The 23,519-nt window shown below is 42.7% G+C and carries 16 protein-coding genes; 6 read left to right on the top strand and 10 right to left on the bottom strand.

Features of this window, described 5'->3' with window-relative positions:
- The first annotated feature begins 119 nt into the window (after positions 1-119).
- Complete coding sequence (locus BSCG_RS24605) at positions 120-668, top strand: chromate transporter (RefSeq protein WP_004300958.1); 549 nt, start codon at positions 120-122, stop codon at positions 666-668.
- A gap of 110 nt (positions 669-778) precedes the next feature.
- Here the strand turns inward: BSCG_RS24605 and BSCG_RS24600 are convergent, their stop codons facing one another.
- Positions 779-2,365 (bottom strand): glycoside hydrolase family 10 protein, encoded by a 1,587-nt coding sequence (locus BSCG_RS24600; RefSeq protein ID WP_004314180.1) that lies wholly within the window; start codon positions 2,363-2,365, stop codon positions 779-781.
- A gap of 16 nt (positions 2,366-2,381) precedes the next feature.
- On the opposite strand from BSCG_RS24600, the gene uvrA reads away from it, so the two are divergent.
- Positions 2,382-5,153, top strand: a complete 2,772-nt coding sequence (gene uvrA, locus BSCG_RS24595) for an excinuclease ABC subunit UvrA (protein WP_008774801.1) — start codon at positions 2,382-2,384, stop codon at positions 5,151-5,153.
- 187 nt (positions 5,154-5,340) lie between these two features.
- Here the strand turns inward: uvrA and BSCG_RS24590 are convergent, their stop codons facing one another.
- Genes BSCG_RS24590 through BSCG_RS24580 form a run of 3 tightly spaced genes read right to left on the bottom strand, consistent with a single transcriptional unit; the run spans position 5,341 to position 7,488 of the window.
- Entirely contained in the window at positions 5,341-5,826 is a 486-nt protein-coding gene (locus BSCG_RS24590; protein WP_004327036.1) for an outer membrane beta-barrel protein, read from the bottom strand.
- Positions 5,827-5,830: 4 nt separating this feature from the next.
- Positions 5,831-6,061 carry a hypothetical protein gene (locus tag BSCG_RS24585; protein WP_004327038.1) on the bottom strand — a complete coding sequence of 77 codons (231 nt, stop codon included), beginning with the start codon at positions 6,059-6,061 and terminating at the stop codon, positions 5,831-5,833.
- Positions 6,058-7,488, bottom strand: a complete 1,431-nt coding sequence (locus tag BSCG_RS24580; protein WP_008774802.1) for a carbon starvation protein A — start codon at positions 7,486-7,488, stop codon at positions 6,058-6,060. Before BSCG_RS24580 ends, BSCG_RS24585 begins: the two co-directional genes overlap by 4 nt.
- A gap of 108 nt (positions 7,489-7,596) precedes the next feature.
- Between BSCG_RS24580 and BSCG_RS24575 the strand changes: the two genes are divergently transcribed.
- Complete coding sequence (locus BSCG_RS24575; RefSeq protein WP_008774803.1) at positions 7,597-9,048, top strand: glycoside hydrolase family 10 protein; 1,452 nt, start codon at positions 7,597-7,599, stop codon at positions 9,046-9,048.
- A gap of 232 nt (positions 9,049-9,280) precedes the next feature.
- Here the strand turns inward: BSCG_RS24575 and BSCG_RS24570 are convergent, their stop codons facing one another.
- A complete protein-coding gene (locus BSCG_RS24570; protein ID WP_008774804.1) occupies positions 9,281-10,480 on the bottom strand; it encodes a hypothetical protein in 1,200 nt (399 codons plus the stop codon).
- A gap of 162 nt (positions 10,481-10,642) precedes the next feature.
- On the opposite strand from BSCG_RS24570, the gene BSCG_RS24565 reads away from it, so the two are divergent.
- Together BSCG_RS24565 and nifJ are read left to right on the top strand one after the other, a co-directional pair.
- The gene (locus BSCG_RS24565; protein WP_004307073.1) at positions 10,643-11,821 is read left to right on the top strand and encodes an ATP-binding protein; all 1,179 of its coding nucleotides are present in this window, start codon (positions 10,643-10,645) and stop codon (positions 11,819-11,821) included.
- 32 nt (positions 11,822-11,853) lie between these two features.
- Positions 11,854-15,402: a pyruvate:ferredoxin (flavodoxin) oxidoreductase gene (nifJ, locus tag BSCG_RS24560; RefSeq protein WP_004311728.1), complete on the top strand. Its 3,549-nt coding sequence runs from the start codon at positions 11,854-11,856 to the stop codon at positions 15,400-15,402.
- A gap of 153 nt (positions 15,403-15,555) precedes the next feature.
- On the opposite strand, the gene BSCG_RS24555 is transcribed toward nifJ, so the two are convergent.
- The 4 genes from BSCG_RS24555 to BSCG_RS24540 all read right to left on the bottom strand — a co-directional run bounded on the left by BSCG_RS24555 (position 15,556) and on the right by BSCG_RS24540 (position 19,128).
- Complete coding sequence (locus tag BSCG_RS24555; protein ID WP_004311729.1) at positions 15,556-16,422, bottom strand: glycine betaine ABC transporter substrate-binding protein; 867 nt, start codon at positions 16,420-16,422, stop codon at positions 15,556-15,558.
- A gap of 20 nt (positions 16,423-16,442) precedes the next feature.
- Positions 16,443-17,267, bottom strand: a complete 825-nt coding sequence (locus BSCG_RS24550) for an ABC transporter permease (RefSeq protein ID WP_004311730.1) — start codon at positions 17,265-17,267, stop codon at positions 16,443-16,445.
- Positions 17,264-18,490, bottom strand: coding sequence for a glycine betaine/L-proline ABC transporter ATP-binding protein (locus tag BSCG_RS24545; protein ID WP_004311731.1), 1,227 nt, complete (start codon positions 18,488-18,490; stop codon positions 17,264-17,266). The genes BSCG_RS24550 and BSCG_RS24545 overlap by 4 nt, the downstream gene beginning before the upstream one ends.
- Positions 18,491-18,789: 299 nt before the next feature.
- On the bottom strand, positions 18,790-19,128 hold the full coding sequence (locus BSCG_RS24540; RefSeq protein ID WP_008774805.1) for an MGMT family protein: 339 nt from the start codon (positions 19,126-19,128) through the stop codon (positions 18,790-18,792).
- 83 nt (positions 19,129-19,211) lie between these two features.
- Here BSCG_RS24540 and BSCG_RS24535 point away from each other — a divergent pair, with 83 nt between their 5' ends.
- Positions 19,212-20,507 (top strand): LruC domain-containing protein, encoded by a 1,296-nt coding sequence (locus BSCG_RS24535; protein ID WP_004311733.1) that lies wholly within the window; start codon positions 19,212-19,214, stop codon positions 20,505-20,507.
- A 141-nt stretch (positions 20,508-20,648) separates the two neighbouring features.
- Here BSCG_RS24535 and BSCG_RS24530 read toward each other — a convergent pair whose 3' ends face one another.
- Entirely contained in the window at positions 20,649-23,519 is a 2,871-nt protein-coding gene (locus BSCG_RS24530; RefSeq protein WP_316121720.1) for a substrate-binding domain-containing protein, read from the bottom strand.

Genomic DNA, 23,519 nt, shown 5'->3' on the forward strand with positions numbered 1-23,519 from the left:
AGAATGGAGAGTTGAGAAGGCGCGGATTAACGCTGTTGTTTTACAGATTCATAATTCTAAAAGCCGGGAAATCCGTGTAATCCATGCCTAAAATTATTATATAATAAATTATTAATCACATGATTTACCTACAGTTATTCTATACATTTTTCAAGATCGGGCTTTTTGGCTTCGGTGGCGGTTATGCCATGCTTTCCATGATTCAAGGCGAAGTGGTAACCCGCTATGGATGGGTGAGTTCGCAGGAGTTCACGGATATTGTCGCAATCAGCCAAATGACTCCAGGACCTATTGGTATCAACGCAGCTACTTATGTAGGGTTTACTTCTACGGGTAGCGTATGGGGTTCCATCATTGCTACCTTTGCCGTAGTCCTTCCCTCTTTCATCTTGATGTTGACCATCAGTAAATTCTTCCTAAAATACCAGAAACATCCGATAGTAGAATCTATTTTTAATGGATTACGCCCGGCAGTAGTCGGATTACTCGCCTCCGCTGCGTTGGTATTAATGAACGCAGAAAACTTCGGTTCGCCTACGGAAGATACTTATTCATTCGTTATCAGTATCATTATCTTTCTGATTGCATTCATCGGAACAAGAAAATATAAAGCCAATCCGATATTAATGATTATCGCCTGTGGTATTGCAGGTTTGCTGCTCTATTAATAACGAGCGGCTGAACAGTAAACAAAAAAACAGTAAACAAAAAACGGTGAATAAACTGCGTTATCATTCAGCAGAGTGTTCACCGTTTTATCGTTGTTTATTCTATACCTTTACAGTTTTAACTTCTTACTTACGGATTTCGATTCATTATGTAAACGATCTAAAGCAGTCACTACATAACGGTATTTTGTCTTTCCTGTTTCATAAGGAAGTTTGTAGAACGGATTGCGGGTGATAGCTACAATATGTGAAGGATCGTCCAAATTCACCTTCTCTTTGCTGCCAAAGCGATAGACTACATATCTAACAGCCTTATCCATCTCCGTATCGGCTTTCGGAGCAGTCCAGAAAAGAATATAGCCGTCTTCCGTCCATACCTTTTTCATTTTACGCACCTTGTCCGGAGCTTTATCATCCATAAAATCAAAGACTGGGACCAAAGCCGGATACTTATGATATTCACTGATTAAAGCATCGCGATATCTACCCTGATTCTCAACAACAGCTGCCGCATACCATTGACAACTGCCTCCAATTGTTTGGTAAGCACGTTGCAAAGCCATCTTACGGGGAAGCTGATTGATAGAAGGATTCTGCGGATCGGCAAACTGAACAGTCTTTGGCACCGACTGGCCAATGAACAACGGCCGGTTTTCCGAATGAGTAGCCCACCATTTCACCAATGTCTCATAGTCAGCCGCTTTATGGCCGATTTCCCAGTAAATCTGCGGAATATTATAATCAATCCATCCTTCACGTGCCCAAAGCAGTACATCGGCATAAAGATCATCATAGTTTTGCAAGCCATTGGTATTACTTCCCAACGGGTCACTCTTCTGGTTACGATAGATACCAAACGGACTGACACCAAACTTCACCCAAGGCTTGATGCCACGAATCGTTTCGTGAAGCTTCTTTATCAACACATTCACATTACTACGACGCCAATCTGCCTTATTGGTGAAACCTCCACCATAACGGGCGAAACTTGCATCATCCGGAAAATCCAATCCATTAACCGGATAAGGATAGAAATAATCATCCATGTGAATAGCATCTACATCATAACGAGACACAATATCGGTCACAATTTTACAGATATGCTCCCGGCTTTCGGGAAGTGCCGGATCGAAATATAGCTGATCGCCATAAGTAACAAACCATTCCGGATGCTGGTGATAAATATGCTCCGGCGCCAACTTATTTTTTAATGAGGTCTTCACACGGTAAGGATTGATCCAGGCATGAAACTCCATATTCCGTTTCTGACATTCTTCAATCATAAACTGCATCGGATCCCACATAGGAGAAGGCATCTGACCTTGCGTTCCTGTCAGAAAACGACTCCACGGTTCATGCTGGGAAGCATATAATGCATCCGCTTCAGGGCGTACCTGAAAGATGATTGCGTTAATACCAGCTTCCTGAAGAGAGTTCAACTGACTAATCAATATTTGTTTCAGCCTCTCTGTGGGAATGCCACGAAACTGACCGTTAACAGCTTGTATCCACGCTCCACGGAATTCACGTTTAGGATATTTATTGCCTGATGGCACCTGTGCCCTCACTCCTACCACCAGAAGAAGAGCTAAAAGTAAAAGATAGTTTTTCAGCTTCATAATATTCTTAAATCGTAATAATGTGACGCAAAGATAATACAAACTCCCGATAAATTCGCTAACTTTGCCGACTACCATAAAAAAGGAGTATTTTATGTCAGAAAACAACTATATTTCGATCAAAGGCGCACGCGTCAACAACCTAAAAAACATCGATGTAGATATTCCCCGCAACAAGCTTGTTGTCATCACCGGATTATCGGGTTCGGGAAAATCATCTCTTGCTTTTGATACGCTCTACGCAGAAGGACAACGCCGCTACGTGGAAAGTTTAAGCAGCTATGCGCGCCAGTTCCTGGGGCGAATGAGCAAACCGGAATGTGACTTTATCAAAGGGATTCCTCCCGCCATTGCTATCGAACAAAAAGTGAACAGCCGCAATCCCCGTTCTACTGTGGGCACCTCGACTGAAATTTACGAATATCTACGCCTGTTATATTCACGGGTAGGGAAAACGTATAGCCCCATCAGCGGACAAGAAGTAAAGAAGCACTCTACAGAAGACATTGTCAACTGCATGCTCTCATACCCGGAAGGTACAAGATATACGGTACTGACACCCATCCGCCTGCGTGAAGACCGCACCTTGCAACAGCAACTGGAGATAGACCTGAAACAAGGGTTCAACCGTATCGAAGTGAACGGTGAGATGAAGCGTATTGATGAATATACGCCTGTGGCAGGTGATGAAGTATATCTACTGGTGGACCGTATGGCTGTTGCCAACAGCAAAGACGCCATCAGCCGACTGACTGATTCTGCCGAAACAGCCATGTATGAAGGCGACGGAACCTGTATGCTGCGTTTTTTTCTATCGGATGGAACTACGAAACTTCATACTTTCAGCACTAAATTCGAAGCGGACGGCATCATCTTTGAAGAACCGAACGACCAGATGTTTTCATTCAACTCGCCTATCGGCGCTTGTCCGGCGTGCGAAGGATTCGGCAAAGTAATCGGCATCGACGAGCACTTAGTCGTTCCGGATCGTTCATTATCGGTGTATGAAGGAGCTATCGTATGCTGGCGTGGCGAAAAGATGGGTGAATGGAAAGAAGAATTAATTCATAATGCGGAGAAATTCGACTTCCCCATTTTCACTCCTTATTATGAGTTGACAGACGCGCAACGCAGGTTACTTTGGGAGGGCAACCAATATTTCCACGGCATCAATGATTTTTTCAAGATGCTGGAAGAGAATCAATATAAGATACAATACCGGGTGATGCTGGCGCGTTACCGGGGAAAGACGCTTTGCCCGAAATGCCACGGCACCCGCCTGAAACCGGAAGCCGGATATGTACGAGTGGGTGGAAAAAACATTTCCGAACTGGTAGATTTGCCTATCACAGAGCTGAAGGAATTCTTCGATCATTTGGAACTGGACGAACACGACAACAACGTATCCCGACGTATCCTGGTTGAAATAAATAGCCGGATTCGTTTTCTAATTGATGTAGGTTTGGGCTATCTGACTTTGAACCGGCTTAGTAATTCCTTATCGGGTGGAGAGAGCCAGCGTATCAATCTGGCAACCTCGCTGGGAAGTAGCCTTGTAGGTAGTCTTTATATTCTCGATGAACCAAGTATCGGACTGCATAGCCGTGACACAGACCGTCTGCTCCATGTGTTGCGTCAACTGCAACAATTAGGAAATACGGTAGTGGTGGTAGAGCACGATGAAGAAATTATCCGTGCAGCCGATTACATTATCGACATAGGTCCCAATGCCGGACGCCTAGGTGGAGAAGTTGTCTACCAGGGAGATATGAAGGATTTAAAGAAGGGAAGCAACAGTTATACGGTACGTTATCTTTTAGGAGAAGATGAAATACCCGTTCCGAAGCATCGCCGGCCATGGAATAACTATATAGAATTGAAAGGCGCACGTGAGAATAATCTGAAAGGAGTAAACGTACGTATCCCTCTCAATGTAATGACAGTTGTTACGGGTGTTTCCGGTTCCGGGAAGAGTACATTGGTAAGAGATATTTTCTTCCGGGCATTGAAACGTGAATTAGACGAATGTAGTGACCGACCGGGAGAATTCACTTCAATCGGAGGAAGTTTGCGTGACCTGCGGAATGTAGAATTTGTAGACCAGAACCCGATTGGCAAATCATCGCGCTCAAATCCGGTGACTTACATCAAGGCTTACGACGAAATCCGCAAACTATGGTCCGAACAGCCTTTGGCGAAACAAATGGGATATACCCCCGGATTCTTCAGTTTCAATAGCGAAGGCGGACGTTGCGAAGAGTGTAAAGGAGAAGGAACCATTACTGTAGAAATGCAATTTATGGCAGACTTGGTGTTGGAGTGTGAATCTTGTCACGGAAAACGTTTCAAATCCGACACGCTGGAAGTGAAATTCAACGATAAAAGCATCTACGATGTATTGGAGATGACCGTCAACCAAGCGATTGAGTTCTTCAACGAACATGGACAGAAGAAAATTGTGAAGAAGTTACTTCCTTTGCAGGACGTAGGACTGGGATATATCAAATTAGGACAGGCTTCTTCTACCCTTTCCGGTGGTGAAAACCAACGTGTCAAACTCGCATTTTATTTAAGTCAGGAGAAAGCTGACCCAACGATGTTTATCTTTGACGAACCGACTACAGGATTACACTTTCATGATATCCGCAAACTGCTGGATGCTTTCGACGCATTGATTCGCCGGGGACACAGCATCGTTATCATCGAGCATAACATGGACGTCATCAAATGTGCCGATTATGTAATCGATCTCGGACCGGAAGGTGGAGATAAGGGTGGAAATATCGTAGCAGTGGGCACTCCGGAAGAAGTTGCCGCCTGCGGAGCAAGTTATACAGGACAATTCTTAAAAGAAAAACTCCGCTAATAAATGATAATTTTAGGATTCACCACAGAGGCCACGGAGGATACAGAGTTCTTCTCTCTTTTTTCCGTAAGTAAAACAGAGCGATAAATACGTGAGACTCTGTGTTATTCTATAGTGAATAAAAATAGTAAACCTCTGTGTCCTCCGTGTCCTCTGTGGTGAAATATAAATTCCTATTTACAGCTAATTAAAAGTAGAACCCGAATCCTATCTTCACACCGAAACGTGAATTATCAGAATCATCAAAACGCCATTTATAATAAACTGCCGGTTCGATCGTTACAGTTTTGGAGAGAAAGTACGCATATCCAGCTTCAATGCCCAATCCCCAATCGTTGTTATGGCTACCACCCTTGTAACGGACCCGTTCCCAGTCAAAACCACCCCCAAGATAAATCCCCGTTGTATTGAAATAACAACGCATTCCTGTACCTAGTGTATATGTATCCTTCGGTTGCGACCAGTCTGCTCCAATATTTACCATCAATGCAAAACCATCTGCCAAAAATGTACCGGCTTGCGCACCAATACCAAACTTGGCATCATCATTTTTACTGTAAGAAAAATCCAGTCCTGTCACAGAAGGGTTGAGAATCATCGTTCCTTTCTCAAATTGTGCCTGCGCAGTAAAAGAGACTGCTAATAAGCAAAGAACCAAAGCTAATTTCTTCATAAACTTATTTTTTTAAGTGAATAGATTGTTCGTCTTTTTTGCGGCGTTCACGCATTTGTTCCTTTTTTCGAAGCACCAGCCAAAGAAGGAGGACGATGACATAAGAAACCACCACCGTAATTATTTTTTCTGTCAGGCTGACTTCCGTATTACGAGGCAACAAATAAGCCGCTGTTACGGATACATAAATAAGGAATGCAAGCGCAACTCCTGTCGATTTTCTTATTTTCTTCATTCTGATAATTTTCTTGTTTTTTGCTTGCTTATCCAGATATAGAACCAAACTGCCGCAACTACTACACACGCTATACCAACGCCATAGGAAGCTGCATGCGAAAGCCCCAATCCTTCAGGAGCAATACATATATAAGTAGAACATACACATGTCATAAACAGTGCCGGTATCAAAGTGATGATATAAGTTTTCTTAGATACCGCCAGAAAAACCGTTATAGCCCACAAGGTAAACACAGCCAGCGTCTGATTCGCCCAGGCAAAATAACGCCATATCATATTAAATCCGTTTGCGTCACGCAAGCTATACAAAAGCAGACCGATAGCAAGGACAAACATCGGAATGCAAATATATAAACGACGGCGCATACTTTTTTGTTCCATACCCAGGAAGTCTGCCACAATCAGACGTGCCGAACGAAAAGCCGTATCACCCGAAGTAATCGGAGCGGCAATCACTCCCAAAATAGCAAGTACGCCTCCGACAGCTCCCAGCCACTCCTTCGTTATAGAATCTACAATAACGGAAGCATTGCTTTCTTCCATTCCGTTTTCATGGAAAAAGTAAGTAGCGGCAGCAGCCCAAATAAGAGCAACAATGCCCTCGGTAATCATTGCACCGTAAAACACCGGACGTCCATGCCGTTCCGAGGTCATACAACGTGCCATCAACGGGCTTTGCGTAGCATGAAAACCCGAAATGGCACCACATGCAATACTCACAAACATAATCGGAAAAATAGGAAGCTCACTTGCTTCGGGATTTGTATTTTGCAAACCATCCCAAAGTTCAGGCAAAGCCGGATGGTTAACGTAGAGCATCACCAAAATGCCTACTGCCATAAACAACAAGGCAACCGCAAATATAGGATAAATTTTACCTATTATTTTATCAACAGGAAGTAGGGTCGCCAAAATATAATAGAGGAATACAACCACAATCCAAAACGTAGCATCCAAACTTTCCGGAGTGAGTTTTGCCAACAGTCCGGCAGGCCCCGCAACGAAAACCGACCCCACCAGAATCATTAAAATGACAGTGAATCCTCTCATCACCTGCTTGGTAGTCAGTCCCAAATAACGTCCTATTATTTCCGGCAGACTTTCACCTCCATTACGCAAAGAAAGCATTCCGGCAAAATAATCATGCACTGCACCCGCAAAAATACTTCCCAACACAATCCACAAGTATGAAGAGCTACCAAATTTCGCTCCCATGATTGCTCCGAAAATAGGACCTAATCCGGCAATATTAAGAAATTGAATCATGAAAATCTTCCAAGTGGGCAATGGAATATAGTCCACTCCATCAGCCTTTGTAAGAGCCGGTGTTTTACGGTCATCAGGACCAAAGACGCGTTCCATCAGGCATCCGTACGTAAAATAGCCTACTATCAGTGCCAGCAGGCATAGAGTAAATGTAATCATAGCGTGTCGTTTTTTAGCTTGGCAAATGTAACATAATCTCACGAAACAGCCCAACAATACCGACACTTTTACTAACTTTGCAGGGATTTAAAACAAAAAATAAAGAATATGCATCGATATATTTTCATTCTTTCACTTTTGTTTCCTTTCCTCTCAATGGTTGCGCAACCCAAACATGAAGTTCGTGCCGCATGGGTCACAGCGGTGTACGGACTGGATTGGCCTCGTACACGTGCGACAACTCCTCAAACAATCCGCAAACAGAAAGAAGAATTAATAGATATTCTTGATAAGTTGAAGGCTGCCAACTTCAACACTGTCCTATTTCAAACCCGTACACGTGGAGATGTATTATATCCTTCAGCAATCGAACCATTCAATTCAATCTTAACTGGAAAGACAGGAGGAAACCCCGGCTATGATCCACTGGCTTTCGCCGTTGAGGAATGTCATAAACGGGGAATGGAATGTCACGCCTGGATGGTAACTATTCCGCTGGGGAATAAGAAACATGTTGCTTCGCTCGGAAGTCAGTCCGTCACCAAGCGGATGAAAGATATCTGCGTCCCTTACAAAAGTGAATATTTCCTCAACCCAGGGCATCCGGCTACGAAAGAGTATTTGATGAAACTGGTACGGGAAGTCGTAAGCGGTTATGATGTGGACGGAGTACATTTTGACTATCTGCGTTATCCGGAGAATGCTCCCCTTTTCCCCGATAAATATGATTTCCGCCGATATAATAAAGGACGTACGCTGGATCAGTGGCGCCGGGATAATATCTCCGAGATTGTACGTTATATATATAAAGGTGTAAAAGCGATGAAGCCTTGGGTAAAGGTAAGTACCTGTCCGGTAGGAAAATACCGGGATACATCACGTTATCCTTCCCGTGGATGGAATGCTTTCTTTACCGTTTATCAGGACCCACAAGGCTGGATGGGAGAAGGGATTATGGACCAGATTTATCCGATGATGTATTTCCAAGGAAACAATTTCTATCCTTTTGCTCTCGACTGGCAGGAACAAAGTAGCGGACGACAGGTGGTTCCGGGACTTGGCATTTATTTTCTTCATCCTGATGAGGGTAAATGGACACGTGACGAAATTGATCGTCAGATGAACTTCATCCGCAGTCAGAAAATGGCAGGTGAAGGACATTACCGGGTGAAATATCTTATGGAAAATACACAAGGTATCTACGATGAATTGGCTGAGAATTTCTATGCATATCCAGCTTTACAGCCTCCTATGCCTTGGCTGGACAATGTTCCGCCTACGGCTCCGTCCGAACTAAAGATTACTGATATCAACAATGGATATACGGAATTAAAGTGGCAGGCTGCTACCGACAATGATTCGCGTAATAATCCGATGTATGTCATTTATGCATCAAATGAATTTCCAGTAGATACTAATCGCCCGGAGAACATTGTTGCACAAGGCGTTCGGGAGACAAGTTATATCTATGCTCCTATCCTACCCTGGAATGCTAAGAAACATTTCGCAGTTACGGCTATTGACCGTTGCGGAAACGAAAGTGCGGCGGTACAGAAGTAAAATAAACATGCCTATACTGGTATGAACTTCCCAGCAAAATAATCTAGTTCTACTTCATTCCAGTTTTCCAGAATGGAATGATTAACAATAACAAGTAAGGCGAACGATAGTCACATGGCATGTGATTACTTGTTTCATGCAATGAAACTTTTTGTTTCTCGGTGTGGAACCAATGGTTTCACTGCATGAAACTATCAGTTTCACACCGAGAAACCATAACTTCGATATAATATCACAAAAACACGCTTTTTGAGATAAACACCCACGCCCGATAACTACTCTTTTTATGAGCCGGCACCAATGACAAATAGCCTGATTTTATTCTTCTTTGTTCTATTTCCAAAGGATAAGCCTCCTCCATTTCTTTGTGTGCTCTCCAGGCTGTTCCTTCCGTAGGGTAATAGCTTATTTGAAAAGCTCCTGTTGAAGTAGGATAGATATAATGGTCATAAATATGACGCGCTACTACTCCCATATTCATCCTCAAGTTGATTTCCACGCAAGGATGAATCCGATAAACAGGAGATTCTGGAAAGCGACAGATCATCATATCCACTCCCAAATAACCATTATAAATGGTTCCGAAACGGAGGGATAATTCTTGTTCAAGGCGGTCGCGCAATTTATAAATTTCTTCGACAGGGATATATTCCAAAAGATTCCGTTCGATGGCTGCATCTGAAATCAGCAGATTACCTTCGTACGCCCCACTTCCACCCGTACGGAATTGAGAGTATCCGGCAAAGCCAAATCGACCATTACTCGAAGAACGAAATTCCATAGCAAAATCTTCCACCTTATTATATAGAGGTTCGCCAATAACACCTCCTTGCTGTTTGCCAATGCGTGAGCACCAACCGGAAATAGAAGGAGTATATACACCTTTGCACCAGTTCAGCCCTTTCCCGCTACCGGATAAAGGAGCTTTCAGTAAACAAGTATCATGTGATTCTACAAATGACTTCCATTCTTCGGGAAACGTCAGGTAAAAAGACTCTCCACAAAAACAGGCTCCCAGTTGTAGCTGTGGTAATAATCCCACAGCGCAGGAACGATGGGAACAGAAACGCAGTTTATCCAATTGCTCAATAGAAGGAAGCTCGCTTTCTTCCACTCCCAAATCCAACAGTCGTTTTCTTATTGCTATATCCCAGCCCCAAGGACGAATATCCAAATTCCGCTCCGAAGCAAGTTCAGGTTCTGTCATCAAATCAACCGAAAGTCCTAATAATTCCTGTATCTTCTTCACATAGTCGAGATTATAAGCGGAAGGAGCCAATACAACACTTCCCTCTTCTGCATACCACATCGGCAACAAAGCCAATTCGGATGCCATCTGCCGGGCGGAAGCCGGTGCCATATAGTTTGTTTCACCGCTGGCTAACGCCAAATCATGTTCCGGATTGAATATATAAAGAGCCTTTTTTGTCATTTTAAACGAATTCAAAACTTTATTCTGCAAATATATACAGGAAATAGTCAGGAATGGCTACAATAAACAGAAAGTTCTAATTAAACTCACAATTTTGCCATCTCTACTTTGCAAATCCTAAAAAAAGCAGTATATTTGCCACCCGAAAAACAAAGAACTGAAATGGAATCATTCTATCGCACACACGCCTACCTCGTTGAGCACACCAATGCCCCCGTTCGCCGCGATCTTATGGACGAGATCGACTGGAGCGACCGCCTGATTGGTATCAAAGGGACACGTGGCGTAGGAAAAACCACTTTCCTTCTCCAATACGCCAAAGAGAAATTCGGGAACGACCGTTCCTGTCTGTTCATCAACATGAACAACTTCTATTTCTCGGGCCACAGCATTGTAGACTTCGCCAACGAATTTCAGAAACGTGGCGGAAAAGTATTGTTGATCGACCAAGTGTTCAAACACCCGGAATGGAGCAGAGAGTTGCGCATGTGTTACGACCGTTTTCCTAATTTGAAAATTGTCTTTACCGGCTCATCTGTAATGCGACTGAAAGAGGAAAATCTTGAATTGCGTGATATTGCAAAAAGCTATAACCTGCGCGGATTTTCTTTCCGCGAATACCTGAACTTACAAACAGGCATGAAATTCAGGGCCTACAGTCTCGAAGAAATTCTTAGCACTCACGAACAGATTGCCAAAGGAGTACTCTCTAAAGTTCGTCCGCTGGATTACTTCCAGGATTACCTGCATCATGGGTTCTATCCATTCTTCCTCGAGAAGCGTAACTTTTCGGAGAATTTGCTGAAAACGATGAACATGATGGTGGAAGTAGATATCCTGCTCATCAAACAAATTGAACTGAAATATCTTTCAAAGATAAAAAAATTACTATATTTGCTCGCTGTCGACGGACCGAAGGCTCCCAATGTGAGTCAACTGGCAAGCGACATACAGACATCTCGCGCCACGGTGATGAACTATATCAAGTATCTGGCAGATGCGCGACTCATTAATCTGGTTTATCCGAAAGGGGAAGAATTCCCTAAAAAACCTTCGAAGATAATGATGCACAACTCCAACCTGATGTATTCCATCTATCCGGTGAAAGTGGAAGAGCAAGATGTGCTCGACACATTCTTTGCAAATTCTTTATGGAAAGACCATAAGGTACATAAAGGAGATAAAAACGTCTCTTTTATGGTAGACGAAGTAATGCCGTTCAAAATTTGCCAGGAAGGCGCAAAGATCAAGAACAATCCGAATGTAACGTACGCGTTGCATAAGGCTGAAATAGGTCGGGGCAACCAGATACCTCTCTGGATGTTCGGCTTTTTATATTAAAAGATTTATTTACTTAAATATTTAATTTAGTTATGACTAAACAGAAGAAATTCATCACTTGTGATGGTAACCAGGCTGCAGCGCATATCTCGTATATGTTCTCTGAAGTAGCAGCTATCTACCCCATCACTCCTTCTTCGACTATGGCTGAGTACGTAGACGAATGGGCTGCCGCAGGACGTAAGAACATCTTCGGCGAAACAGTATTAGTACAGGAAATGCAATCTGAAGGTGGTGCTGCCGGTGCAGTTCACGGTTCTCTTCAGGCTGGTGCGTTGACTACTACTTACACTGCTTCCCAGGGTCTTCTCCTGATGATCCCTAACATGTACAAAATTGCCGGTGAGTTCTTGCCTTGCGTATTCCATGTATCTGCTCGTACATTGGCTTCTCACGCATTGTGTATCTTCGGTGACCACCAAGACGTAATGTCAGCTCGTCAGACTGGCTTTGCTATGTTGGCTGAAGGCTCTGTACAGGAAGTTATGGATTTGGCTGGTGTTGCTCACTTGGCTACCATCAAATCTCGCGTTCCGTTCATGAACTTCTTCGATGGTTTCCGTACATCTCACGAAATCCAAAAGATTGAAATGTTGGAAAATGATGATCTTGCTCCGCTGATCGACCAGAAAGCTTTGGCTGAATTCCGTGCCCGCGCACTGAACCCGATGAAACCGGTAGCTCGTGGTATGGCTGAAAATCCTGACCATTTCTTCCAACATCGTGAATCATGCAACAACTACTATGAAGCAGTTCCTGCTATCGTAGAAGAATACATGAATGAAATTTCTAAGATCACAGGTCGTAAATACGGTTTGTTCGATTACTATGGTGCAGAAGATGCAGAACGCGTAATTATCGCTATGGGTTCTGTAACAGAAGCTGCCCGCGAAGCTATCGACTACCTGGTAGCAAACGGCGAAAAAGTGGGTATGGTTGCCGTACACCTGTATCGTCCGTTCTCTGCTAAACACTTCTTGGCTGCTGTACCTAAGACTGCTAAAACTATCGCAGTTCTTGACCGTACTAAAGAACCGGGTGCTAACGGCGAACCTCTTTACCTTGACGTTAAAGACTGCTTCTACGGTGCAGAAAATGCTCCGGTTATCGTTGGCGGTCGCTACGGTTTGGGTTCAAAAGATACTACTCCTGCTCAAATCCTTTCAGTATTCGAAAACTTGGCTATGCCAATGCCGAAGAACCACTTCACTATCGGTATCGTAGACGACGTTACTTTCACTTCTCTTCCTCAAAAAGAAGAAATCGCTTTAGGCGGCGAAGGTATGTTCGAAGCTAAATTCTACGGTTTGGGTGCTGACGGTACAGTAGGTGCTAACAAGAACTCTGTAAAGATTATCGGTGATAACACTGACAAACACTGCCAGGCTTACTTCTCTTATGACTCTAAGAAGTCAGGTGGCTTCACTTGTTCTCACTTGCGTTTCGGTGATAATCCGATCCGTTCTACTTATTTGGTAAACACTCCGAACTTCGTTGCTTGTCACGTTCAGGCTTACCTGCACATGTACGATGTAACTCGTGGTTTGCGTAAGAACGGTTCTTTCTTGCTGAACACAATCTGGGAAGGTGAAGAACTGGCTAAGAACCTGCCTAACAAGGTTAAGAAATATTTTGCACAGAACAACATTTCTGTATACTATATCAACGCAACACAGATTGCACTGGAAATTGGTTTGGGTAACCGTACCAACACAATCCTTCAATCTGCATTCTTCCGTATCACAGGCGTTATTCCTGTAGAACAAGCTGTTGAGCAGATGAAGAAATTCATCGTTAAGTCTTACGGCAAGAAGGGTGAAGACGTTGTTAACAAGAACTATGCTGCCGTTGACCGTGGTGGTGAATACAAGACTTTGGCTGTTGATCCTGCTTGGGCTAACCTTCCGGATGACGCAAAAGCTGAAAACAACGATCCTGCATTCATCAACGAAGTAGTTCGTCCGATCAATGCACAAGACGGTGACTTGTTGCCGGTATCTGCATTCAAGGGTATCGAAGACGGTACTTGGTATCAAGGTACTGCTAAATACGAAAAACGTGGTGTAGCTGCATTCGTTCCTGAATGGAATCCGGAAAACTGTATCCAGTGTAACAAGTGTGCATACGTTTGTCCTCACGCTTCTATCCGTCCGTTCGTACTCGACGCTGAAGAGCAGAAGGGTGCTAAGTTCGAACAACTGAAAGCTGTAGGTAAAGCATTCGACGGTATGACATTCCGTATCCAGGTGGACGTTCTCGACTGTCTGGGTTGCGGTAACTGTGCTGACATCTGTCCGGGTAATCCGAAGAAGGGTGGCAAAGCATTGACAATGAAACACCTCGAAAGCCAATTGGCTCAAGCTGAAAACTGGACTTACTGTGCTGAAAACGTGAAGACTAAACAACATCTTGTTGATATCAAGGCTAACGTGAAGAACTCACAGTTCGCTACTCCGTTGTTTGAGTTCTCCGGCGCTTGCTCTGGTTGTGGTGAAACTCCATACGTGAAATTGATTTCTCAATTGTTCGGTGACCGTGAAATGGTTGCTAACGCTACCGGATGTTCTTCTATCTACTCTGGTTCTGTTCCTTCTACTCCGTATACTACAAACGAAAACGGACACGGTCCTGCTTGGGCTAACTCACTGTTCGAAGACTTCTGTGAATTCGGTTTGGGTATGGAACTGGCTAACGAAAAGATGCGTGCTCGTCTCGTGAAAGTGATGAACGAGGCTATTGCTGCTGATTGCACTCCTGCTGAAGTAAAAGAACTGTTCGCTGAATGGATCAACAATATGCTGGATGCGGACAAGACTAAGGAATTGGCTGCTAAGATCATTCCGGTTGTTGAAGCTAACAAGGATAAATGTAACCACTGCAAACAAATCGCTGAACTGCAACAATATCTTGTAAAACGCAGCCAGTGGATCATTGGTGGTGACGGTGCTTCTTACGATATCGGTTACGGTGGTCTTGACCATGTAATCGCTTCCGGTAAGGACGTTAACATCCTCGTTCTGGATACTGAAGTTTACTCTAACACAGGTGGTCAGTCTTCTAAAGCTACTCCGGTAGGTGCTATCGCTAAGTTCGCTGCTGCTGGTAAGCGCGTACGTAAGAAAGACCTCGGTCTGATGGCTACTACTTACGGTTATGTATATGTTGCACAGATCGCTATGGGTGCTGACCAAGCTCAAACTCTGAAAGCTATCCGTGAAGCTGAAGCATATCCGGGACCATCTTTGATTATCGCTTACGCTCCATGTATCAACCACGGTCTGAAAGCAGGTATGGGTAAGAGCCAGGAAGAAGAAGAAAAAGCTGTTAAGTGCGGTTACTGGCACTTGTGGCGTTACAACCCGGCTTTGGAAGAAGAAGGCAAGAACCCATTCCAATTGGATAGCAAAGAACCGAACTGGGAAGATTTCCAAGGTTTCTTGAAGGGTGAAGTTCGTTACGCTTCTGTAATGAAACAATATCCTGCTGAAGCTGAAGAACTGTTTAAAGCTGCTGAAGAAAACGCTAAATGGCGTTACAACAGCTACAAACGTTTGGCTAGAGAAAACTGGGGTGCTGAATAATAGTAATACCCTATAAATATAAAACGGTAATCTTGTAGAAGATTACCGTTTTTTTTATTGTATGAACTCTGTCTAACATAAACAATACTCCCTTTTTCCCACTAGAGTTCATGTCTATTTTATATTTAAAATTAAGAATAACAATGCTCCAATCTATTTATTCTCAGACTTCGGAATCCAACTATCCACCAACTGCCGATGTTCATCCCTCCATTTGCGGGCTATTTCTTCTTCATCCATCCGGGCATCCTTCATAGCTGTCATAAAAGAGCTAAGTTCTTCTGTCGTTAGTTTAATGTTGCCAAAGAATTCGGCAGCAAACGGATCTTTCTCACTGAATCCTTTCCATGCAATAGCATGTATTTCTTCCAAGTCTCCATATACTTTCTTCGGATCATCCAAGAATTTCAAGTCAAACTGGTCGAACATCCAATGCGGTGTCCACCCCGTAATGACAATCCATTCTCCTTTGTCCATCGCTTTTTTCAAAGAAGCCAGCATGGTGGAACTACTTGAAGTCATGAGGGTATACCCATCAAGTCCGTAAGCAGCAATGGCCTTATCGGTCGTCTTCATTATCCCTGCTCCCGCATCAATTCCTACTATTTCAGAAGAGAAACGGTCTTTATTAGCTTCCAGCTCACTAATAGACTGGATCGTAACATATTGAGGAACAACCAGTCCTACACGGGCTTCTCCATATACCTCCCCCAAAAATTCGATGCTGTCTCCATACTGATCCATATAATCTTTCATCGTTATTGGTAACCATGCATCCAGAAAGACATCAGATTTCTTTCCTGACATAGATACAAAAATAGGGGCAAGATCAGCATTTTGCAATTCAACCTCATATCCATGCTCTTCCAATACCACCTTGGCCAAATGACTCATGGCAATACCTTCCAGCCAATTGGCATAGGCTATTTTTACTTTCTTTTTCTCTAAGCCTGAATTAGTACAGGAAGCTAGCAAAAGCATAGCTGACAATACTATTCCTACTATTTTATATATTCTCATACGTATTTTATCCTTTCCGTTTAGTTCTTATTTTTTCGTCCTGCCATTCCTTGTGTGATACGGTCTAAGATAATAGCTAAAATAACAACTGCTATACCACCTTCAAACCCAAGTCCGATTTTCATTTGGGTAATACCTTTCAATACAATTTCTCCCAGACCACCGGCAGCAATCATGGCAGCAATGACAACCATAGAAAGCGACATCATTATTGTCTGGTTGACACCAGTCAGGATAGTGGGCAACGCCAAAGGAAGCTGCACTTTATACAATAACTGCCAACGGGTAGCTCCGAACGAACGGGAAGCTTCCACTACATTTTTAGGAACTTGCCGTATTCCCAATCCGGTAAGGCGGACCACAGGAGGCATAGCAAAGATAATGGTGGCAAACACTCCTGGCACTGCTCCCAATCCGAAAAATAAAACGGCAGGAATCAGATAAACAAAAGCAGGCATCGTCTGCATCAAGTCGAGAACAGGACGAAGTATTTTCTCTGCACGCGGACTGTTTGCCGTCCACACTCCTAAAGGTACACCAACAATCAGGGCCAGACAGGTAGATGAAAAAACAAGAGCCAGGGTTTGCATAGTAGCCTCCCAAAATCCCATTCCATAAATCAGTAATAATCCCAATGCGGTGAAAATTGCCGTACCACGTCCTGCCTTCATCCATGCGAGTGCAGCAAGCACTAGAATGGTTATATAAAAAGGTATTCCAAAAAGTACGTGTTGGAATCCTATAATAAAACTACCGATGCCTGCATTTATGGCATCAAAGAAAGTGGAAAAATGTACCATCATCCAATTGATGACCGTCTCTATATATTGTCCTATATTTATCATAAATCTATTGCGTTTTGAATTATTTCGTTTATTTCTTCTTTATCTTTCCCCGTCACTTCGATGATTAAGGAGGAAAGCGGGATTGTTCCTAAAAACTCATGCGTCTCATCAATCACCCATACCGGCGAATTGCTCTTTGTCATTAAAGGAAGTATATCCTCCAACACTGTATCCTCCAATACAGAATGTACTTCGGTACGCACAATCGTTTCAATGGATTTTTCCTGTCTGCTACGTAACTTAAGCAGGTCGTTCAGACGTACTTCTCCGACCAGTTTATCATCGGCGTCTATGACAGGTAATACGGTGATATTCTTCGCACGCATCTTACGAATCAATACTTCAGGTCCCTCTTTCTTCAGACGGGCCACCAGTGGTTTGTCAATCATTAAAGAAGAAGCGGTAATAATTTTACTCCTGTCCACGTTTTCAACAAAACGGGCTACATAATCGTTAGCCGGTTCGGTCAGTATTTCTTCTGAAGTACCTACCTGCACCACCTCTCCGTCTTTCATAATAGCAATACGGTCGCCCAGTTTAATCGCTTCACTCAAGTCATGGGTAATAAAGACAATTGTTTTTTTCATCTTCGACTGCAAAGCCAGCAGTTCATCCTGCATTTGCACACGAATCAGAGGATCGAGCGCAGAGAAAGCCTCATCCATTAGAAGTACTTCGGGATTATTAGCCAGAGCGCGGGCCAGTCCGACACGCTGTTGCATTCCACCGGAAAGCTCGCCCACCATCTGATTTTCATATCCTTTCAATCCGACAAGCTTCATGCTTTCCATCGCTTTCTTCTCACGTTCCTCTTTCTTCACTCCCTGAAGTTCGAGGCCGAACGCGATATTGCTCAATACGGAACGGTGAGGTAACAGACCGAAATTCTGGAAAACCATCGCCAGCTCTTTCCGACGAACCTGCAATAATTCTTTTTCGGAAATTTTAGATATATCTACTCCGTTTACAAGCACTTGCCCGGTAGTAGGACGTATCAGACGATTGATACAACGCAGTAATGTCGATTTTCCACTTCCCGAGAGTCCCATTATCACGAAAAACTCTCCTTCATTAATTGAAAGATTGGCATCTTTCACTCCTACCGTACAACCGGTATCTTTCAGAATTTCCTCTTTACTCTTATCTTTTTTCAACATCTTGAGGGCTTTCTGCTTCTCGTTACCAAAGATAAGGTACAAATCCTTTATTTCTATTTTACTCATATAATATATTGGTTTAGATTATAATATTTGTTTTGTTTTCAACTGCCGCATTCCTTATTCTCACTTACGATAAACAAGTTGAATGTTCGCATGGTTCAGTCATGTCACATGATAACATGACGGTCCGACGTTTTTTAAATGGTTTAAAAAAAACAGACAGAGTAGTTTAAAAGGAATAGAATTTGATAAGATTATCCTCTTAATGAACAGTAGAAAACAGTATTTTCATAAATAAATAACAGTCTGTTCTTGCATATTGTTGGCACAAAGGTAAGGAAAATAGATTAAATATGCAAATTTCATTCAGGTACGGAGTAATTCCAAAGATGCTTTTTCAAGTCTACGCATCCATTTTGTTTGAAAGAGATCCCTTCTTCCAACAAGAGTTGTTTCTGCTCTGTCCAACCCGGAACAAGCCGTCCCGACGCATTGACAACCCGATGACAAGGCGCAGATAAATCATCCGGAATCTGTTTCAAAGCACGCCCCACCATACGGAAACATTGAGACATTCCCAATAATGCGGCAATTCCCCCATAGGTAGAAACTTTACCTACCGGAATTTCTCGGACAACCTGATACACCTCTTGACAAAAGGATGCGGAAAGGCTCGCCTTATCTACTTTATAATCTTTCATCACTCAAACATTACTTTATTTCAGTTCCAAAACTAGATAAAAAGAAAAGAATTTGCAAATAATAAAAGCATTTCAAATAAAATATGCAACTTTATTTGCTTTATTTACAAATAATCCCGACCTTTGTACCCATTAAAAGCAACCCTATTATTAACAAAACAAGCACTGCTGTTATGAAAAAGAAAACTATCCTGTTCGCTTCTTGTTTATTGGGAGCACTGGCTTTCAGCTCCTGTGAGAAGAACCTTTATGATGAAAGTAAACAACCCGAGAAAGAAAAGAAGATGACTGACTTGGAAGTACCTGCCGATTTCGACTGGAAAGGTTCTCAAAATGCCAAAGTGAAAATTGCCAGTCAATCAACTGCTACTATTTCTGTATTTCTAGAAGAAAATTGCAATGAAGAGGCTTTGATGCTTCGAATGGATGTCGATGCCAACACATCAAAATTGGAACTCCCAATTGAAATTCCTGCATATATAAAAAATGTGTATGTAAAATATGGTAATGGCTCTGAAATACAAACTGTTCCTGTTGAAAGTAATGGTACTATTTCCATAGTAGTACCTGCTAACGCTACGGCATTATCCAGAGTTACCACAAGAGCTAATAAAGAAGTTGAAACGAACAACATCTTCAATTATCCGGGATATGGCAACGGAACTATTATGTTCGAAGATATGTATCCAGCTTTAGGCGATTATGATTTTAATGATTTTGTTGCATGGTATAATTTCCAAATTGACGGTTTTTATTGGAGTCACAATCAATGTTATGCAGAATACTTAATGATAGGATTCCAAATCAGAGCTATAGGAGGTATATATGACTACAATCCTTATATCCGCTTGGCAGAAGTACAATATAATGAACTTGATTTAGAAGAAACTCAAATGTATCTTGAGCGTAACAATCCTGAAGAGGCTGAAAATATCAAAATCCTAAAAGGCCCAAAAGGGGAATTGATTATTTCACTAAAGAAACCGGCCATTCCTAACGGATACAAGTATTATAATACGGAGGTAAATGAAAAAACAAAGCCTAAAAAAATGATGGCCATTTACTTGGTGTTCAACTCACCTGTTAACGTTAAAAGCCTACAAGACAGTAAAATGGACTTTTATATTGCAAAAACTAATAAAGGACAAGAAATCCACTTAAAAGGTTATAGCCCGGTTTATTATAACAGCAACGAAAGTTATGTAAATGAAGACAACTTTATATGGGGATTAAAAGTACCTGCATCTTTACATCATGCCAGAGAAGAAGTAAACTTCTTGGAAGCATATCCAGACTTTGAACAATGGGTAACATCGGGAGGTCAAGAGAACCAAAGATGGTGGAATAAGCCAAAAACGAATAAGTTGATTATGAATTAATAAATATACAGTAAATCATATACTGAATTAAATAAGAGGTAAGGTATGTCAATAGATTTCCTTACCTCTTATTTTTATCATATGAATTCCATAGAAGTATAAACAGATAAATGCTCACCACCAAATTTTGCAGATTCTATCCTATCCTTTCCTCTTCAACAAATCTGTCGGACTCTCTCCAAACTGTTCTCTATAACATTTAGTAAAATAAGAAGGAGAACTAAAACCAACTTCATAACCTATCTCTGCCACTGTCATATCCGACGAAGCAAGCAGGGAAGCAGCTTTCTTCAAACGAGCTATACGAAGCAGTTCATTCGGGGAATAATTAGTTAGGGATTTGATTTTGCGATAGAGTTGCACACGGCTTAATCCCATATCTTTACCCAAGTCTTCCACATTCAAATTTGAATCTCCCATCTTTGCCTCAATCAAAGCTTTGAATTTTTCCACAAAGTCTTTATCCATATCACAGACATCCTCTTTCGCCAACGTTTGTCCGTCACCAAAAAACTGTTTCAGGCGGCGGTGTGAATCTATCAGATTACGAACGCGTGCCAATAGTAATTGCGAACTGAAAGGCTTGGAGATATAAGAATCTGCACCACCATCATACCCTTGAATTCGTTGTTCATCCAAAGAACAAGCTGTCAATAGGATAACAGGAATATGACAGGTTTGTAATTCGCTTTTCAAGCGACGACAACATTCAATTCCATCCATTCCGGGCATCATTACATCGGAGATAATCAAGTCCGGGACATATTTCATAGCTTTACGAATACCTTCCGAGCCGTCTGCAGCTTCTATAACAGTATAATCAGTATGAAGCAATCCATGCACATATAAGCGAATATCAGCGTTATCATCAATAATCAGAACGCAAGGTTTGGAAGAGTCGTAACTTTTTTCCAATTCCTCTTCTTCGTAAGTTAAAGCATCATTCAAGCTCGAAGAACCGGAATAACCGGAAGTTGCAGGAGTTGCCGGAACCCCAGCAACGGCAGAGGTTGTAGCATCGGTGGAGGTTACAGAAGTAGCAGACACAGAGAATGCCGGAGAGTTTTCAGAAACAACAGTCTCGCAAGTCTGCACAGGCAAATCAACGGTAAAGATAGTTCCTTGCTTTTCATCACTTTCCACCGTGATGGTACCTTTATGCAATTCCACAAAAGCCTTTACCAATGCCAGTCCAATACCCGAACCGGCATGGTGCATATCTATCTTATAGAAACGGTCGAAAATATTCCGGATATGCTCCGCAGAAATCATTGAACCGGTATTGGCAACGGTAAAGCGAATCCAGCAATGATCGTCTTTAGTCAGGGAAGACAAGCGTACAGTTACTTTTCCGTTTTCCGGAGTAAATTTGAAAGCGTTGGAAAGGAGGTTGAAATAGATGCGTTCCAACTTTTCTACATCTGCCAATGTGCGGTAATCCGTATCCGGCATATAATCGAATGAGAAATGAATATGCTTCTTCCGGGCTACTGCCATGAAAGATTCGTTCCATCCTTCAAAAGAAGAAAGAATGTCTAACGAAATAGGAGTATATTCCATTTTTCCATTCTCGTATTTACGAAAATCCAGAATCTGATTGACAAGACGCAAAAGGATATTCACGTTTCGCTGAACTAACAATAACATTCGGCGCTGATCTTCACTCAAAGACGAATCAGCCAGTAAATGCTCTACCGGGTCGGCAACTAATGTCAGTGGAGTACGAAAATCGTGAGATATATTTGTGAAGAAAACCAGCTTGGCATGAGTCGCTTCTTCCAGTTGATGAGAAAGCTGGATAAGCTGATCCCGCTGTTCTTCGAGTTTGTCACGCTGTTCTTCAAGAATATCCCGTTGCTCTTCGAGTTTATCGCGCTGTTGCTCTACTTGTTTCTTCTGTTCGGACAACTCTTTATTCAGGCGATTCTTGGAACGGAGGGATTTATAGACTACCAACAACAATCCCGCTACTAATAAAAGAATAACCAAGCCGCCATACATCACGACCTGCTGCGTAGCTACACGCGACAGATACCCACCGATACGTCCGTTCAATGTTTCAATCTTCTGATCCAGTTCCGAGATATGGGTAGTCTGAAGTTGCATAACGTGCGCGTTCGTGCGGTCTACAACGGCAGTATTCATGACCGTTTCGCGAGGATAAGACTTCTTCTCAAGAATATTCATGGCCAGTTGCATCACTTTGTCCCCATTAGTCGGATAAATAAAAGTTGCATCCAGCACATTGTCAAGCACCAATTCAAGCCCGTTTCCTTTGCCGGGCAGGGCATCAATGCCAACAAAAATCATTTCCTTTTCACGTCCGGCTTTCTTCGCAGCTTGATAGGCTCCCGGAGCGATACGGTCGTTATGTGCATATACCGCATCAATCTTCGGATGACGGCGAAGCATACTATCCATTTCCACTTCTGCCGGTTCACGTTCCCAGGCAGCATCCGCTTTATCAATCAGTTTGATATCCGGATAATTGCTGATAGCAGCCATAAATCCCTGATGGCGTTCCATGGCAGGGGTGGAACCACCCAGTCCGGTAAGCTCCACTACATTCCCTTTCCCTTTCAGACTTGATGCGATATAATTTCCTACCGCACGACCTATTTCATAATTATCGGCACCGATATAGGCAGTATATTTATCAGAAAGTATCTTCCGGTCTACAAGAATGACAGGTATTCCTTTCTGATAGGCCTCCTCCACAATTGGAGTCATGGGAGCCGCTTCATTGGCGGAAATTATCAGTAAATCAACTCCTTTATCTATAAAATAATGAACATCTTCCGCCTGCTTACGGTTATCATCCGCCGCCGAGCGGATTTCAACCGACACTCCATCATAAAACATCGCTTCGCGAAGAATCTCATCATTCATCTTGTGCCGCCAAGAGTCATCACTACATTGGGCCACCCCAATACGGAAACGAGGCGCATCCTGACGACAGGCCGCCAAGCCCAAAAGACAAAACAAGACTGTTATCCACTTCATATATTTCAT

Source organism: Bacteroides sp. 2_2_4, from assembly GCF_000157055.1.
GTDB lineage: Bacteria > Bacteroidota > Bacteroidia > Bacteroidales > Bacteroidaceae > Bacteroides > Bacteroides ovatus.

Excerpts from the sequence above, each read along its gene's own strand:
- BSCG_RS24605 (WP_004300958.1), top strand. The coding sequence starts at position 120 with ATGATTTACCTACAGTTATTCTATACATTTTTCAAGATCGGGCTTTTT.
- BSCG_RS24600 (WP_004314180.1), bottom strand. The coding sequence starts at position 2,365 with ATGGTAGTCGGCAAAGTTAGCGAATTTATCGGGAGTTTGTATTATCTT.
- uvrA (WP_008774801.1), top strand. The coding sequence starts at position 2,382 with ATGTCAGAAAACAACTATATTTCGATCAAAGGCGCACGCGTCAACAAC.
- BSCG_RS24590 (WP_004327036.1), bottom strand. The coding sequence starts at position 5,826 with ATGAAGAAATTAGCTTTGGTTCTTTGCTTATTAGCAGTCTCTTTTACT.
- BSCG_RS24585 (WP_004327038.1), bottom strand. The coding sequence starts at position 6,061 with ATGAAGAAAATAAGAAAATCGACAGGAGTTGCGCTTGCATTCCTTATT.
- BSCG_RS24580 (WP_008774802.1), bottom strand. The coding sequence starts at position 7,488 with ATGATTACATTTACTCTATGCCTGCTGGCACTGATAGTAGGCTATTTT.
- BSCG_RS24575 (WP_008774803.1), top strand. The coding sequence starts at position 7,597 with ATGCATCGATATATTTTCATTCTTTCACTTTTGTTTCCTTTCCTCTCA.
- BSCG_RS24570 (WP_008774804.1), bottom strand. The coding sequence starts at position 10,480 with ATGACAAAAAAGGCTCTTTATATATTCAATCCGGAACATGATTTGGCG.
- BSCG_RS24565 (WP_004307073.1), top strand. The coding sequence starts at position 10,643 with ATGGAATCATTCTATCGCACACACGCCTACCTCGTTGAGCACACCAAT.
- nifJ (WP_004311728.1), top strand. The coding sequence starts at position 11,854 with ATGACTAAACAGAAGAAATTCATCACTTGTGATGGTAACCAGGCTGCA.
- BSCG_RS24555 (WP_004311729.1), bottom strand. The coding sequence starts at position 16,422 with ATGAGAATATATAAAATAGTAGGAATAGTATTGTCAGCTATGCTTTTG.
- BSCG_RS24550 (WP_004311730.1), bottom strand. The coding sequence starts at position 17,267 with ATGATAAATATAGGACAATATATAGAGACGGTCATCAATTGGATGATG.
- BSCG_RS24545 (WP_004311731.1), bottom strand. The coding sequence starts at position 18,490 with ATGAGTAAAATAGAAATAAAGGATTTGTACCTTATCTTTGGTAACGAG.
- BSCG_RS24540 (WP_008774805.1), bottom strand. The coding sequence starts at position 19,128 with ATGAAAGATTATAAAGTAGATAAGGCGAGCCTTTCCGCATCCTTTTGT.
- BSCG_RS24535 (WP_004311733.1), top strand. The coding sequence starts at position 19,212 with ATGCAACTTTATTTGCTTTATTTACAAATAATCCCGACCTTTGTACCC.
- BSCG_RS24530 (WP_316121720.1), bottom strand. The coding sequence starts at position 23,519 with ATGAAATATATGAAGTGGATAACAGTCTTGTTTTGTCTTTTGGGCTTG.